Origin of the sequence: Kribbella sp. CCNWLW201 (assembly GCF_037203805.1) — a bacterium.
Lineage (GTDB): Bacteria > Actinomycetota > Actinomycetes > Propionibacteriales > Kribbellaceae > Kribbella.
In genome coordinates, this window is sequence record NZ_JBBCBQ010000007.1 from 354,773 (window position 1) to 368,751 (window position 13,979).

A 13,979-nucleotide genomic window follows, 5' to 3' on the forward strand; every position below is an offset into this window, starting at 1 on the left:
GTGGTCCGACCACACAGGTAGAGTCGTCCACATGGGGAACCGCGGGTGAAGAACTACGAGCTGGTCCTGCATCGGGTCGAGGCCGACCTGGCGGCCGGACGACTGCGGATCGGCGAGCGGCTGCCCGGGGAGCGGGTGCTGGCCGAGCAATTGGGGATCAGCCGGCCGTCGGTACGCGAGGCGGTCCGGGTGCTGGAGGCGATGGGAGTCGTCCGGACGGCGACCGGGTCCGGGCCGGAGGCGGGTGCGGTGATCGTCGCGGAGCCGGTGTCGCCGCTGACCGCCGTACTGCGGTTGCACCTGGCAACCAATCACCTGCCGATGGGCGACGTCGTCCAGACCCGGATCCTGCTGGAGTCCTGGGCCGCCCGGGAAGCCGCCGGGCGGCAGGTGGAGACCGGCGACCTCAAGCTCGCGGAGGACCTGCTCGACCAGATGGACGCTCCTGGGTTGTCACCCGAGGAGTTCCATCTGCTCGATGCCGAGTTCCATGTCGCGTTGTCCGGCCTGGCGGGGAACGTGCTGATCGCGGCGGTGATGGCTTCGTTGCGTTCGGCGATCCACGGGTACGTGCTGGCCGCCGTACCCAATCTGCCGGACTGGGAGGCGGCCACGGTCGGGCTTCGGGCTGAGCACCGCGCAATCCTGCAGGCGATCCGGGCCGGTGAACCCGACGACGCCGCCGACCTGGTCACCGCGCACATCCGCGGCTTCTACCAGGCTGCCCGACTCAACCTGCCTTAGCAGCGTTCAGCCGCGGACAACGCGGTACGACGGAGGCCGAGGACGACTGCAGCCCCGACGACGAGGTGGAACGAGGCGAGGCCGAGCTTGGCGCCGAGACCGACACCGCCGACGAGCGGGCTGCCGAGTGACAGGACGCAGGCGGCCACGGCGAGGATGGTCCAGACCTTGCGGGCGTTGAGAGTACGGCGTTCCAGGACCGCAAGCAGACCCCATCCAGCGAAGGCCATCGCGGCCGAGGCGAAGAGGATCGAGCCGACGCCGACGTGGATCCGTCGAGTCCCCTGCAAGGCTTCGAGTTCGACACCGGCGACCGGTGCCAGCAGAGCCCACAGCGCGAGGGCGGCGACCACGGTGATTCCGACAACCGCGAGCCGGCTGCGGCCCTCGACGCGGGTCGGACGGACATCGAGTTGGACTGACATGAATTCCTCCTGAGGGTTGGACCCCCAACGTCGCCGACCAGACCATCTACTGGCATCGGCCGGAAAGCTCGGCCGACCCGGTCCGAAGTCGGCGAGACACCCGACTTTGGTCGGTGGTCGCGGACCGGATGAGCGGCCTAGGGTCGGCAGCATGCAGGAAGACCGAGCCGACGACCGGCGCCCAGTGATGTGCGCGTCGGTACTGCGGCCCAGATGGGCCGACCTGATCGCGGTCCTCGCGATCGGTGGGTTGTCCGCTGCCACGATCGTCGGCCGTCACAGCAACCCCGCCGAGCGGCCGTGGCTGGTCCTCGACATCATCGTCGGGATCGTTGCTTCCGGCCTCATTCTCGTCCTGGGCCGCCGCCCGGTCGGCGGTGCCCTCGTCCTCGCCGGGCTTGCCGCCCTCTCCCCCGCCGCGACGCCACCGGCCACCGTCGGCACCCTGACCGTGTCGCAGCGCCGTCCGCTCCGGACCGCGGTTCTCGTCGCACTCGCGGGCATCGCCGGCCACCTGATCCAAGGACTCTGGCGGCCGATCGGCAACCTCCCGTTCGGCTGGTTCGCCGTCCTCGACGTCGCCGTCCACGCCGCGCTCCTCGGCTGGGGCCAATGGACCCAGGCGCGGCAGCAGGTGCTCGACTCACTCCGGGAGCGCGCGCGGAGGGCCGAGGCCGAGCAGGGTCGCCGGGTCGCGGAGGCGCGGGCCCTCGAACGCACCAAGATGGCTCGCGAGATGCACGACGTACTCGCGCATCGGTTGTCCCTGCTGGCGACGTACGCCGGGGCCCTCGAGTATCGGCCTGACTCGTCACCCGAGAAGCTCGCTCAGGCGGCCGGGGTGATCCGTGGCGGCGTCCACCAAGCGCTCGACGAGTTGCGCGAGGTGATCAACGTCCTCCGGGATGAAGACGTCTACGAGGGCCGTCCGCAGCCGACGTTCCGGGATCTCCGGGCGCTGGTCGAGGAGTCCCGCGAGGCCGGTACGGCGATCGCGTACGACGACCGGGTCGCCGACGCCGCGACGTTGCCCCCGGCAACCGGACGAACGGCGTACCGGGTCGTGCAGGAAGGACTCACCAACGCACGCAAGCACGCGGCCGGGCATCCGGTGACACTGACCGTGACCGGGCGGCCGGGTGAAGAACTGCGGATCGAGCTGACCAACCCGGGATCGAACGGCACCTCGCTCACCCCCGGTAGCGGCACCGGACTGGTCGGCCTGACCGAGCGGGTCCAGCTCGCCGGCGGAACGCTGGATCACGGCACGCGGCCCGGTGGCGGCTTCCGGCTCATGGCCTCGCTACCGTGGCCGTCATGACCATCCGCGTATTGGTAGTGGACGACGACGCGTTGGTTCGGGCGAGTCTGGAGATGATGCTCGACGGGGCGAACGGGATCGCGGTGGTCGGCCAGGCGGCCGACGGCGACGAGGTGCCGGCGGCGGTGGACGCGCACTTCCCGGACGTCGTACTGATGGATCTACGGATGCCGCGGGTGGACGGGATCGCGGCGACCCGGCGGGTCCGGGCGCGGACCAATCCGCCTGAGGTCGTCGTGCTGACGACGTTCGACACCGACGAGAATGTGCTGCACGCGCTGCGGGCCGGGGCGAGCGGGTTCCTGCTGAAGGACACCCCACCGGCGCAGATCGTCGACGCCGTACGGCGGGTTGCGGCGGGCGACCCGATTCTGTCGCCCGGCATCACCCGGCGGCTGATGGACCGGGCCGCCACCCAGGCCGACGCGCACACGATCGCCCAGGAGGCACTCAAACGGTTGTCACCACGGGAGTACGACGTGGTCCTCGCGGTCGCTCAGGGCAAGTCGAACGCCCAGATCGGCTCCGAGCTGTACATGAGCGTGGCCACGGTCAAGGCGCACATCTCCCACATCCTCACCAAGCTCGAGCTCGGCAACCGGACCCAGATCGCGCTCCTCGCTCACGACGCGGGCTTGGCCTGACGGATGCTCTAGCGTGGGCAGCATGATTCGGGTGCTGCTGGCGGATGACCAGGCGTTGGTGCGGGCCGGATTCCGGTCGTTGCTGAACGCCGAGGACGACATCACGGTGATCGGCGAGGTGTCGGACGGCGCCGAGGCGGTCACGGTGGCGCGGGCGGAGAAGCCCGATGTGGTGCTGATGGACATCCGGATGCCCGGCACCGATGGGCTGGAGGCGACCCGGCAGATCGGCGCCGACGCGGAGCTGGCCGACGTCCACGTGGTGATCCTGACGACGTTCGACCTGGACGAGTACGTGTTCGAGGCGCTGCGGGTCGGGGCGAGCGGGTTCCTGGTCAAGGACACCGAGCCGGTCGAGCTGCTCCAGGCGGTGCGGGTGGTAGCGCGCGGCGATGCGCTCCTTTCCCCCGGTGTCACCCGGCGGCTGGTCGCCGAGTTCGCGACGCGGAGCCGGCAGCCGCACGCCAGCAAGGAACTCGACGTCCTCACCGACCGCGAGAAGGAGATCGTCGCCCTGGTCGGCGAAGGACTGTCGAACGACGAGATCGCCGAACGGCTCGTACTCAGCCCGGCGACCGCGAAGACCCACGTGAGCCGCGCGATGATCAAACTCGGCGTCCGCGACCGCGCCCAACTCGTCGTCGTCGCCTACCAAACCGGCCTGGTCCGCCCAGGCTGGCTCGGTTGACCTTCAACCAGGTCGAAGCCGGAGAGTCCGGGTATGACGCTCCTGGACAAGATCACCGCCGCGGTCGAGCTCGGCCGCACCGGCGCGCCTGAGACCGCTCGCACCCGGCTGACCGAGCTGTGGGAGGAAGCGGGTGACGATCAGTTCGCTCGCTGCACGGTTGCGCACTATCTGGCCGATCTCCAGGCGGAGACTGCGGACGAGCTGACCTGGGATCTCCGGGCGCTCCAGGCGGCCGGAGTGGCCGAGCCCGCCGAAGGCGTTCCGTTCACGGTGGGCGCGATGCTGCCGTCGCTGCACCTGAACCTCGCCGACGACTACCGACGGCTGGGTGACGCCGCGAAGGCCGAGGAGCATCTGGGGATCGCCCGGGCGCGCCTCGGTGTTCTCGGTGATGACGCGTACGGCGACCTGATGCGAAGTGCTGTGGAGCACGTGACGGCGGCGCTGGCAGCAGGAAGCACCAAGCGGCTGGCGAGCAACCCGAGCACCTGACCGCACCCCCGCCACTGAAGCCACCGTGCGGACACCATTGAAGCCACCGTGCGCCGCCACTGAAGCCACCGTGCGGGCACCACTGAAGCCACCGTGCGCGCGGGCCATCGACTGTGGCGACCTTGCTGTTGGCAAGCGTGTTCCCGCGACCAAGTCGCCACACTCGAGGTATCGCAGGCCGTCCGTGCCCGCGAGTGAAGCCACCGTGCGTGGGGCAGAAGTACTCCGGCTGCGGTAGTGGCGGTCACTCCCACGGGACGACGCGGGACTGCGCCTGTGACCGGCAGGCTCGGGGTATGGATGCACTAGTTGAGGTGACCGGGCTGACGAAGCGGTACGGCGACACTCTCGCGGTCGACGGTGTCGATCTGACTGTTCTTCCCGGGGAGGTCTACGGGTTCCTCGGGCCGAACGGTGCCGGGAAGACGACGACGCTGCGGATCCTCACCGGGCTGATCGCGCCGACGAGCGGTGACGTGCGCGTGCTCGGCGGTTCGCCCGGGCAGGCCGACGTACTCGGGCGGACCGGGTCGATGATCGAGTCGCCCGCGTTCTACCCGTACCTGTCCGGCCTGGACAACCTGCGACTGCTGGCCGAGTACGCCGAGGTGCCGCGGCGGAAGATCGACGAGGTGCTGGAGCTGGTCGACCTGACCGATCGGGCCCGGGACCGCTTCTCGACGTACTCCCTGGGGATGAAGCAACGGCTCGGGGTCGCCGCGGCGCTGCTGAAGGATCCCGAGCTGGTGATCCTGGACGAGCCGACCAACGGGCTCGACCCGGCCGGGATGCGGGACATGCGCCGGCTGATCCGCGAGCTCGGCTCCGGCGGGCGGACGGTGCTGCTGTCCAGCCATCTGCTCGGCGAGGTGCAGCAGATCTGTGACCGGGTCGGGATCATCAACTCCGGCCGGATGGTTGCCGAGCACAACGTCGAGGAGTTGCGCAGTGAGCGGGAACTCGTCGTTCGCGCCGAACCTCGCGACCAGGCGCTGTCGGTGCTGACCAGCTTCGGCACGGTGCACCAGTACGACGACACCCTGCGCGTGCAGGTGGATCCGGACCGCGCGGCCGAGGTCAATCGAGTCCTGGTCGAGGCCGGGATCGCGGTGTCCGAGCTGCGCAGTACCGAACGAGCTCTGGAGGACATCTTCTTCGAGCTCACGAGCGAGGAGAAGGCCGATGTTGGGTAGCTACCGCGCGGAGGTGCTGAAGCTCCGCAAGCGTTCGGCGGTCTGGGTGCTGTTCGGCGCAGGGCTGGTTCTCAGCCTGATCTTCGGCTACCTGCTCCCGTATCTCGGCTACGCCACCGGTGACGAGAACCCGCAGACCGACGGCGTACCGCGCAGTGCGATCCTGCACGGGATGCTGCCGGCCCGCGTCATGGACAACACGATCGGCGGCTACCCGATCTTCGCCGGCGCGCTCGCGCTGGTGCTGGGCGCGATCGTGGTCGGTGGCGAGTACACCTGGGGCACGCTCAAGACGATCCTCACCCAGCGCCCCGGACGAGTCTCCGTCCTGGCCTCGCAGTTCCTCGCCTTGGCGACCATGATCGCGGTCTGGGTGCTCGGCATCTTCGTCGCCTGCGCGCTCTGCAGCATCGGGATCGCGGCGGCGGAGAACGGCTCGATGGACTGGCCCGCAGTGACGGCCATCCTCGAGAGTCTCGCCGGCGGCTGGCTGGTGCTGATGATGTGGTGCCTGGCCGGCGCGGTCCTGGCCGTTGCCTTCCGCAACGTCGCGCTGCCGATCGGACTCGGCGTGGTCTGGATCCTCGGCATCGAGACGTTACTGGCCGGGGTGGTGAGCAGCCTGCTGCCAGATCTGGAGTTCCTGTCCGACGCGTTGCCGGGCACGAACGCGGGCTCGCTGGTCTTCAGCGTGACCGGGATGGCGGCCGCCGACGCGCCGCCCGGAGTCCGGGATGCGGTCGGCGGCGGGCGGGCCCTGCTGACCTTGCTGGCCTACTGCGCGATCTTCGCCGTACTGGCGGCCTGGACGACGCGCCGCCGGGACGTCACCTGATCCCCGCGTGGACCCCTGCATGTACCAAGGCCAGCTCGCAGAACATCGCGTTGGCCCAGGAGAACCACTCACGGGTGAACTGCGTCGGGTCGTCGACGTCGAACCCCTCGTGCATCTGGCCGGTGCCGCCGGTGGTGTCCCGGAGGAGCTCCAGCAGCCGCTGGCGCTCCTCCGCCGACGTACTGGAAATCCCCTGCACAGCAAGGGCGATGTGCCACACGTAGTTCGGCGGGGTGTGCGGGCTGCCGATGCCGGCAGCGTGCGAACCGCTGTAGTAGTAGGGGTTCTCCGGGCTGAGCAGGAGCTTGCGGGTGGCAAGGTACGTCGGGTCGTCCGCGGCGGCGTATCCGGTGAGCGGGATCGACAACAGGCTCGGCATGTTGGCGTCGTCGATCAGCAAGGTCCCGCCCATACCGTCGACCTCGTAGGCGTAGACGCGACCGTGGACAGGGTGCTCGACCGTGCCGTGCTGGGCGATACCGTCGTCGATATCGGCCCGCAACTCCTTCGCCCGAGTGGCCAGCCCCGAGTCGTGCAGGACCTCGGTGGCGATCACCTCGAGGTATCCGAGCACCACCGACGCGAACATGTTGCCGGGCACGTTGAACCCGAGCTCGGTCGCATCATCACTCGGCCGGAACGCACTCCACGACATCCCGGTCGGCTGCGTCAACCGCCCGCGTCCCTCCCGGACCAGCGTGTCCGTCGGTACGTCGTCATGCCGCTGGAACCGGTACGGCGATCTGTTCTCGTGATCCTGCTCGACCGTCCACAACGCGATGATCGCCTCGGCCGCGGCCTTGAACCGCTCGTCGATCACATCGGCACGGCCGGTGATCCGCCAAAGCCGGTAGGCCAGCTCGATCGGGTAGCAGAGCGAGTCGATCTCGTACTTGCGCTCCCACACCCACGGCGACATCTCGGTCTCGTCGGTCGTGTGCCCGGCGCCGTTCGCTTCCCGGTTGAAGGCGTTCGCGTACGGGTCGAGGACGACGTACTCCAACTGCCGGTGCAGCACTCCGATCAGCACGTCCTGCAACGCGGGATCCTCGGGACACAGCAGCAGGTACGGCCGGAGCTGAGCGGCGGAGTCGCGCAACCACATCGCCGGGATGTCACCGGTGAGCACGAACGTGGTCCCGTCCGGCAACCGCTCGGCCACCGCCGGCAGGTTCTCGGCCATCGACCGCCGGAACATCTCCGCGATCACCTCGTCCCCGGTCGCCCGGCGGACATCCTCGGTGGCGCGAGCCAGCACCTCGGCATCGATCATCGACAACACATCACCTTTCAACAGCAAGTTCTGGCAGGAGCACCGACGGGTTCGGCGAGAAGGTCTGGTCGAGTACCAGGCTGGCTGCCCCGATCGCGCCGACGTCCGCGCCGAGCGCCGTACCGGCGACCTCGAACGGATGGACCGAACGGACCAGGAAACGTTCCTCCAGTGCGGCCTGGACGGCGTCGCCGAAGAACGGGGCGAGCTGCTCCCAGTGCGGGCCGCCGAACACCACCCGCTCGAGATCCAGCAGGTTCGCGATGTCCTCGACCACCTTGGCGATCCGCTCGGCGAGCGCCACCACGATCTCGCGCGCGATCCCCGGTCCGGACGCCAGCGAACACAGCTCGGCGAACGCCGCGTCCACCGCGTGCCGGTCGTCCAGGTCGATGCCCTGGGCAAGTATTCCGGCCTGGACCGCCTGCTGGACCAGGTATCGCGGCTGACTCGTCTCGCCGACGCAGCCGCGCCGTCCGCAGTAGCAGACCGGGCCGTCGGGATCGACGATCACGTGACCGATCTCGCCGACGTTGCTGGACGAGCCCCGGATGACCTCGTCGCCGATCACCAGACCCGCGCCGATCCCGGTGCCGAGGTAGAAGAACACGAAGCTGCCGCGTCCGTTCGGACCACCGGCCCACTTCTCCGCCGACGCCGCGGCCGTCACATCCTTGTCCAGCAGGACAGGCAGACCGGTCCGCGCACGCAACTCATGCCGCAACGGCACGAGATGCCACGCCGCCAGATTGGGCGGATCAACGACGACACCACGCTCGACGTCGATCGGACCGGGCGCCGCGATCCCCACACCGACCACCCGATCCCGCGGTGCCTTCGCCTCCTCGATCGCCTCCTCGACCGAGACCGCGATCGACGAGATCAGTACGTCGGGGTTGTCGCCGTACGGCGTCTCGACTCGGCGCCGGGCGACGACCTCGCCGGTCAGATCGAGCACCACGACGGTGACGACGGCCGGGTCGAGGTGGACACCGACCGAGTACTGCCCGGTGGGTTCGAGCTCGAGCAGGGTGCGCGGTTTGCCGAGGCCGTTCCCCCGCTGCCGACCGGCTTCACGGACCAGTCCAGCGTCGAGCAACCGCCGCGTGATGTTCGAGATCGCCTGCCCCGACAGGCCTGTCGCTTCCGCGAGCTCGACGCGGCTCAGCCTCTCTTCGGTACGACGGATCGCGTCCAGCACCACCGCATCATTGAAGCCGCCGACACGATCCAGATTGGTCCCCCGGCGTACTGCCACAAGTCCCCCAGCCGTCACGATGAAACCGGATCCGCGCCCCACGCACGTGACCAGTCGTAGTGGATCGTTTCGGCGCCGGATCGCCACGAGGTCGGCGCGGTGTTCACCAGCCAGTCGGCCGGCTCGATCCCGGACGCGTCTCCACCACTGAGCGCCAACCGTATACCTTCGCTCAACGCGCGGTCCGACTGCTCCGTCCGCGCCGCCGGATCGACCGACACGAAGAGCGCCGTACCCGAACGTGCGATGAGGTCGAGGAACCGTTGGTTCAGCTCCCATGGCGTCTCCGGCGTGCACGGCACACAGTCCGCGTCGACGGTGAAGAACCGGTTGTGCTGCGGCAACCGGAACGCGAGGCTGTTCACCCCCATCTTCCGGGTCCGCTCCCAATCGCGTCCCGAGGTGTCGTCCCCGGTCCGCTGTACGTCGACCAGCCCGGCCGCGAGGTGGCCGACCGTGTTGCACCCGATCAGTACGACGTCGTCCGCGGCCGAACGGATCTCGCGATAGAACGCCAGCACGATCTCGGCCGTCGTACGTGTGACGTCGTGGAACTGCCAACCGCTGTTGGTGAGCTCCGAACCCATCGCCGGCCCGAACCGTCCGAAGACGTCGAACGTGCTGAAGTCGTGCTTGACCAGCTCGAAACCCCAGTCCTTGAACCGCCGCAGATCCGCGCGGACCAGATCGAGGACTTCCGGGTACGACGGATCGAGCGTGCGAACGCGACGGTCCGGGATGCCCCACGGACCGGGCTCGCGCGACAGCAGTGGGCGGAACCACAGACCGGGGCGAGCACCGATTGCCTTGATCGCAGCGGCGGTGCCGGCCATGTCGTCGAAGACTCCGGGAGTGCCGGCGTCCCAGGGTCCGCCGACCGCGATTCCGCCCGGGTACCAGCCGTCGTCGACAACGCTGAAGGGCTTGACCGGGTGACCGTCGGCGAGCTCGACGATGGTGGTTGCGTCGTTGAGGACTGCCTTCTCGTCGAAGTTCTCGCCGTACGCGTAGTACCAGTTGTTCGCCCCGACCACCGGCGCGGGCTCAGGTCGCGCCGGCAGCCGGGAACTCATGGCGGCGACCGCTGCATGCAGGGTCAGCCAAGGGGTGCCCGCGTCCTCGAACCGACGGACGGTTGCGGCGGTGAGGGTCCGGCCGTTCAGCTGGGTCGGGCCGCCGCCGTTGCGGAGATCGAGCCAGAGGGTGAAACCGTCGGCGTCGACCGTCCAGGAGCAGAACGCGTTCGGCTGGACGTCCACGCCGGCGCCGCTGGACCGGCCGGTCCGGGGGTCATGGGTGAGGAAGTACCACGGCAGCAGTCGCTCGGGTTGCTGGTGCCGCCACTGCAGGTCGCCGTACGAACGTTCCCAGGCGTCGCCGAGGATCAGCGCCTCGGCGGGCAGCGGTTCAACCCAGCGGAGGGCGACGCGGGAGACGGTCTGTGCACTGACGTCGATGACACCGTCCGCCCAGGTGACATCAACGCCTGGTGCCGACCAAGTAGCGCCGGTGCGGACGGCTGTGGTCTGGGTGTCCGAGGGGCCGACCTGGACGAAGACCGCGCTCGGTTCGTTCACCTGACTCCCTCGCGGACGGAATTACCCCACGGACTTTAGTTAGTGGTCAGAAGAACCGTCAAGACTGCTCACGGCGTCGACGAGACGGTCGACATCCGACTGGTCCGTGTACGGCGCGAGCCCGACGCGGACGGCTCCGGCGGCGCCCAGGCCGAGGTGCCGGGCCGGCTCGTAGGCGTAGAACGACCCGGCCGGCGCGTTCACGTTGACCGCCGCCAGACGCTCCGCCACCGCGGACGGCGTCCAGCCATCCACGGTGAAGAGCAGGGTCGGCGTACGACGTGCCGCATGCCCGTAGAGCGTGACGCCTGGGATCGCCGCCAACCGGGCTTCCAGATCCTCCCGGAGGTTGTCCTCGTACTCCTCGACGAGCTGCAACGAACTCTGCAGCCGCTCACGCCGAGTCGATCCGGAGCCGCCGAGACCGGCCAGGAAGTCAACGGCCGCGGTGGTTCCGGCCAGCATCTCGTACGGCAGGGTGCCCAGCTCGAACCGCTCCGGTACGACGTCCGTCGCCGGTGCGAGCTTGTCCGGCCGAAGGGTCTCGAGGAGCTCCGGCGAAGCGGTCAGCGCACCGAGATGCGGACCGAAGAACTTGTACGGCGAGCAGACGTAGAAGTCGGCGTACGACGCGTCGATCGGCGCATGCGCGGTCAGGTGGACGCCATCGACGTACAGCAGGGCCCCGGCCTGATGGACGAGGCCGGCGATGCGGACCGTGTCGGGCCGGGTGCCGATCAGGTTGGAGGCGCCGGTGATCGCGACGAGCCGAGTGTTCTCGTTGAGGAGCGGCGCGATGTCGTCGAGCTCGGACGTCTCGGTGTCGAAGCTGAGCCAGCGGATCGTCGCGCCGACCGCCTCGGCGGCCTGCACCCACGGGCGGACGTTCGCGTCGTGGTCGAGGCGGCTGACGATGACCTCGTCGCCGGGCCCCCAGGTCTTGGCGAGCGTCCTGGAGAAGTCGTACGTCAGCTGGGTCATGCTGCGGCCGAACACGATGCCGCGCGAGTCGGTTCCGAGCAGGTCGGCCACAGCCTCGCGCGCGGCCACGACGATCTCGTCGGCTCGGCGCTCGGCGGCGGTGAGCGTGCCGCGGTTGGCGAGCGCCGACGTCATCGTCGCGGCGACCGCATCGGCGACCACCTGCGGGGTCTGCGAGCCGCCGGGACCGTCGAAGTGCGCGGCCCCTTCGTCGAGGGCGGGGAACTGCTTCCGGACAGCAACGACATCGAAGACACCCATGACGGTCATCCTCTCCCGGTACCACCGCGTCTGCCACCGGTTGTCCATTTCCGACGAGCGCTGCCCGATGACGGGCAAATTTGTACAAGTTGTCGGTGAGGTAGTGCAGGATGTCAGGAGTGAGCACCGTGACGACTACTGACCGGGTCCCGCTGCAGGCCTGGCTTCCGACCATGCTGGCCCTGGCGGCCATCTGGGGTTGCAGCTTCCTGTTCATCTCCGTCGGCGTACGGGAACTGCATCCGCTCTACCTGGCCCTCGGGCGGGTCGTCGCCGGGTCGCTGGTCCTCGTGATCATCCTGGCGGTGAAGCGCGAGTCACTCCCTCGCGAGCCGCGGTTGTGGGTGCACTCGTTCGTGGTCGGCGCGGTCGGGTCGGCGATCCCGTGGACGCTGTTCGGGTACGGCGAGCAGCGGATTCCGTCCCTCCTGGCGGGGATCTGGAACGGCATCACCCCACTCGTCGTGCTGCCGATCGCGGTGCTGATCTTCCGGACCGAGACGTTCTCGCTGCAGCGGGTGGTCGGACTGATGGTCGGGTTCGGCGGCATGCTCGTCGTACTCGGCGCCTGGAACGTCCAGGGCGGCGCCGACCTGACCGGTCAGCTGCTGTGCATGCTCGCGGCCGTCTGCTACGGCTTCGCGGTGCCGTACCAGAAGCGCTTCATCGCCGGCACGACCCTGTCCGGTACGGCGTTGTCGGCGAGCCTGCTGATCTGCGCAACGGTGCAACTCGCGATCGTCGCGCCGATCGTGACCCGCGAGGCGCCGCCGGTGCCGTGGTCGCTGTCGATCGAGGTGCTGGGCAGCGTGATCGCACTCGGCGCGCTCGGGAGCGGGCTCGCGTTCGTGCTCAGTCTGCGCAACATCCGGCTGATCGGCGCGAGCCGGTCGTCGATGGTGACCTACCTGATGCCGGTGTTCTCGATCCTGGTCGGCGTGATCGTGCTGCACGAGCACATCACCTGGTACCAGCCGGTCGGCGCACTGATCGTCCTGCTCGGCGTCGCGGTCTCGCAGGGCCTACTACGCAACCTCAGGCGCAAGCCCATCCTCACCACAGAGGCACCGGCAACCACCTAGCCCTTCCCCCAACCACGGTGCCTTCAGTCGCCAAGCTCACCCAGGGGCTCGGGATGATCGAGTGTGAGTTCCGTGCGTCCGGAGAGCGCTTGTCGACGGCACAGTTCTTTCACTCGATCACGTCACCGCCTGCGGATGCACGGTGGCTTCAGTGGCGGGGGTGTCAGCGGCGGAGGTTGGGGAGGGCGGCGACGACCACGGCGAGTAGGGCCAGCACGGTGCCGGCGACGACCGGGAAGGTGACGGCCTTGTCGGCGGCGGGGACGAACAGGTCGATGAACAGGCTCGCGATCAGCTGACCGGCGATCGTCCCCAGCCCGAGCACGAACACGCCCACCACCCGGACGACCGCCGCGGCCGCGCAGATGAAGACCACGCCGCACGAGCCGCCGAGGTACAGCCAGGGTTCGCTCGGCAGGTGATGCGACGCACCCCGCATCGTGAAGTCGGCGAGGAAGACCACGAGCAGTGCGCCGAAGCCGACGAGGAAGTTGACCACGCCGGCCGCGACCGCGCCGTACGCATCCTGCGAGGCAGTGCGTGCGACGCGCCCGTTGATGGCTTGCTGGACCGCCGTACCGATGCCGCCGAGTGCGGGAAGTACGGCGAGCAGCAGGCCGCCCGGGTGACTCAGTTGCGAGGACACCGCCAGTACGACGGCCGCCAGCGCCATGACCGCACCGACGACGCGGAGCGTGGTGTACGGCTGTGGACCGGCCGGACCGAAGCCGAGGCGATCGACGACCAGACTGCTGACCGCCTGCCCGGCCACGACCGCGACCGTGAACACGGCGACCCCGATCACGGACACGGTGACGGACTGGGTCGCGACCAAGAACGCACCCGACAGTCCGCCGAGACACTGCCACCAGCGCAGACCGCCGTACCCGCGCATCGGGGTCCGGATCGCCCGCCAGACGTTGCCAAGTGAGCGGCGGATCTGCGGCACCAGCGCCGTACCGATCAGCAGGACCATCAGGCCGGTGCCGAACGAGATCAGCGCGGCCGCGACACCGTCGGCGAGGACATGGCCGAGTTCGCCGTTGAGGCGGGACTGGATGGCGACCAGCATCCCGATGCCGAAGGCTGCACTCAGACCGACGAGTTGGTACTGCCGGTCCGAGCGGGCAGGGCGGCGGGTGGCGGTCATTGTCACCGGTCTATCATGACCGTCGCGCCTATTGCACCTGACAGCAGGTCCG

Annotated in this window: 14 protein-coding genes; 8 read left to right on the forward strand and 6 right to left on the reverse strand. The window is 69.0% G+C overall.

Translation table 11 applies throughout. The annotated features are described in order from the left end of the window. Positions 1-45: 45 nt before the first annotated feature. The gene (locus tag V9K99_RS27865; RefSeq protein WP_337006741.1) at positions 46-744 is read left to right on the forward strand and encodes a FadR/GntR family transcriptional regulator; all 699 of its coding nucleotides are present in this window, start codon (positions 46-48) and stop codon (positions 742-744) included. On the opposite strand, the gene V9K99_RS27870 is transcribed toward V9K99_RS27865, so the two are convergent. Next, positions 741-1,169 carry a DUF6069 family protein gene (locus tag V9K99_RS27870; protein ID WP_337006743.1) on the reverse strand — a complete coding sequence of 143 codons (429 nt, stop codon included), beginning with the start codon at positions 1,167-1,169 and terminating at the stop codon, positions 741-743. The genes V9K99_RS27865 and V9K99_RS27870 overlap by 4 nt on opposite strands. A gap of 151 nt (positions 1,170-1,320) precedes the next feature. Here V9K99_RS27870 and V9K99_RS27875 point away from each other — a divergent pair, with 151 nt between their 5' ends. The 6 genes from V9K99_RS27875 (at position 1,321) to V9K99_RS27900 (ending at position 6,345) form a co-directional block, all read left to right on the forward strand. Beyond that, positions 1,321-2,490: a sensor histidine kinase gene (locus V9K99_RS27875; RefSeq protein ID WP_337006744.1), complete on the forward strand. Its 1,170-nt coding sequence runs from the start codon at positions 1,321-1,323 to the stop codon at positions 2,488-2,490. Beyond that, the gene (locus tag V9K99_RS27880) at positions 2,487-3,134 is read left to right on the forward strand and encodes a response regulator transcription factor (protein ID WP_337006745.1); all 648 of its coding nucleotides are present in this window, start codon (positions 2,487-2,489) and stop codon (positions 3,132-3,134) included. The genes V9K99_RS27875 and V9K99_RS27880 overlap by 4 nt, the downstream gene beginning before the upstream one ends. 22 nt (positions 3,135-3,156) lie before the next feature. After that, the gene (locus V9K99_RS27885) at positions 3,157-3,822 is read left to right on the forward strand and encodes a response regulator transcription factor (protein ID WP_337006747.1); all 666 of its coding nucleotides are present in this window, start codon (positions 3,157-3,159) and stop codon (positions 3,820-3,822) included. Between the two features lie 33 nt (positions 3,823-3,855). Then, positions 3,856-4,317, forward strand: a complete 462-nt coding sequence (locus V9K99_RS27890; RefSeq protein WP_337006749.1) for a hypothetical protein — start codon at positions 3,856-3,858, stop codon at positions 4,315-4,317. A 296-nt stretch (positions 4,318-4,613) separates the two neighbouring features. Continuing rightward, positions 4,614-5,510, forward strand: coding sequence for an ABC transporter ATP-binding protein (locus tag V9K99_RS27895; RefSeq protein ID WP_337006751.1), 897 nt, complete (start codon positions 4,614-4,616; stop codon positions 5,508-5,510). Continuing rightward, complete coding sequence (locus V9K99_RS27900; protein ID WP_337006753.1) at positions 5,500-6,345, forward strand: ABC transporter permease subunit; 846 nt, start codon at positions 5,500-5,502, stop codon at positions 6,343-6,345. The genes V9K99_RS27895 and V9K99_RS27900 overlap by 11 nt, the downstream gene beginning before the upstream one ends. Here the strand turns inward: V9K99_RS27900 and V9K99_RS27905 are convergent. From V9K99_RS27905 to V9K99_RS27920, 4 genes are read right to left on the reverse strand one after another with little or no spacing between them, the layout of a single operon-like run. After that, positions 6,338-7,618: a glycoside hydrolase family 125 protein gene (locus tag V9K99_RS27905; RefSeq protein WP_337006756.1), complete on the reverse strand. Its 1,281-nt coding sequence runs from the start codon at positions 7,616-7,618 to the stop codon at positions 6,338-6,340. The two genes, V9K99_RS27900 and V9K99_RS27905, sit on opposite strands and share 8 nt — an antisense overlap. A 10-nt stretch (positions 7,619-7,628) precedes the next feature. After that, a complete protein-coding gene (locus V9K99_RS27910; RefSeq protein ID WP_337336411.1) occupies positions 7,629-8,894 on the reverse strand; it encodes an ROK family transcriptional regulator in 1,266 nt (421 codons plus the stop codon). Continuing rightward, positions 8,891-10,453, reverse strand: coding sequence for a hypothetical protein (locus V9K99_RS27915; protein ID WP_337006760.1), 1,563 nt, complete (start codon positions 10,451-10,453; stop codon positions 8,891-8,893). Before V9K99_RS27915 ends, V9K99_RS27910 begins: the two co-directional genes overlap by 4 nt. Before the next feature lie 39 nt (positions 10,454-10,492). Next, positions 10,493-11,695, reverse strand: a complete 1,203-nt coding sequence (locus tag V9K99_RS27920) for a cysteine desulfurase-like protein (protein ID WP_337006762.1) — start codon at positions 11,693-11,695, stop codon at positions 10,493-10,495. A gap of 128 nt (positions 11,696-11,823) precedes the next feature. Between V9K99_RS27920 and V9K99_RS27925 the strand changes: the two genes are divergently transcribed. After that, positions 11,824-12,777 carry a DMT family transporter gene (locus tag V9K99_RS27925; protein ID WP_337006764.1) on the forward strand — a complete coding sequence of 318 codons (954 nt, stop codon included), beginning with the start codon at positions 11,824-11,826 and terminating at the stop codon, positions 12,775-12,777. 163 nt (positions 12,778-12,940) lie between these two features. Here the strand turns inward: V9K99_RS27925 and V9K99_RS27930 are convergent, their stop codons facing one another. Next, complete coding sequence (locus V9K99_RS27930) at positions 12,941-13,927, reverse strand: DMT family transporter (RefSeq protein ID WP_337006965.1); 987 nt, start codon at positions 13,925-13,927, stop codon at positions 12,941-12,943. Between the last annotated feature and the right edge of the window lie 52 nt (positions 13,928-13,979).

What these genes read in the sequence shown, in the direction of transcription:
- V9K99_RS27870 (WP_337006743.1), bottom strand. Translation starts at nt 1,169, where the DNA reads ATGTCAGTCCAACTCGATGTCCGTCCGACCCGCGTCGAGGGCCGCAGC.
- V9K99_RS27875 (WP_337006744.1), top strand. Translation starts at nt 1,321, where the DNA reads ATGCAGGAAGACCGAGCCGACGACCGGCGCCCAGTGATGTGCGCGTCG.
- V9K99_RS27880 (WP_337006745.1), top strand. Translation starts at nt 2,487, where the DNA reads ATGACCATCCGCGTATTGGTAGTGGACGACGACGCGTTGGTTCGGGCG.
- V9K99_RS27885 (WP_337006747.1), top strand. Translation starts at nt 3,157, where the DNA reads ATGATTCGGGTGCTGCTGGCGGATGACCAGGCGTTGGTGCGGGCCGGA.
- V9K99_RS27890 (WP_337006749.1), top strand. Translation starts at nt 3,856, where the DNA reads ATGACGCTCCTGGACAAGATCACCGCCGCGGTCGAGCTCGGCCGCACC.
- V9K99_RS27895 (WP_337006751.1), top strand. Translation starts at nt 4,614, where the DNA reads ATGGATGCACTAGTTGAGGTGACCGGGCTGACGAAGCGGTACGGCGAC.
- V9K99_RS27900 (WP_337006753.1), top strand. Translation starts at nt 5,500, where the DNA reads ATGTTGGGTAGCTACCGCGCGGAGGTGCTGAAGCTCCGCAAGCGTTCG.
- V9K99_RS27905 (WP_337006756.1), bottom strand. Translation starts at nt 7,618, where the DNA reads ATGATCGATGCCGAGGTGCTGGCTCGCGCCACCGAGGATGTCCGCCGG.
- V9K99_RS27920 (WP_337006762.1), bottom strand. Translation starts at nt 11,695, where the DNA reads ATGGGTGTCTTCGATGTCGTTGCTGTCCGGAAGCAGTTCCCCGCCCTC.
- V9K99_RS27930 (WP_337006965.1), bottom strand. Translation starts at nt 13,927, where the DNA reads ATGACCGCCACCCGCCGCCCTGCCCGCTCGGACCGGCAGTACCAACTC.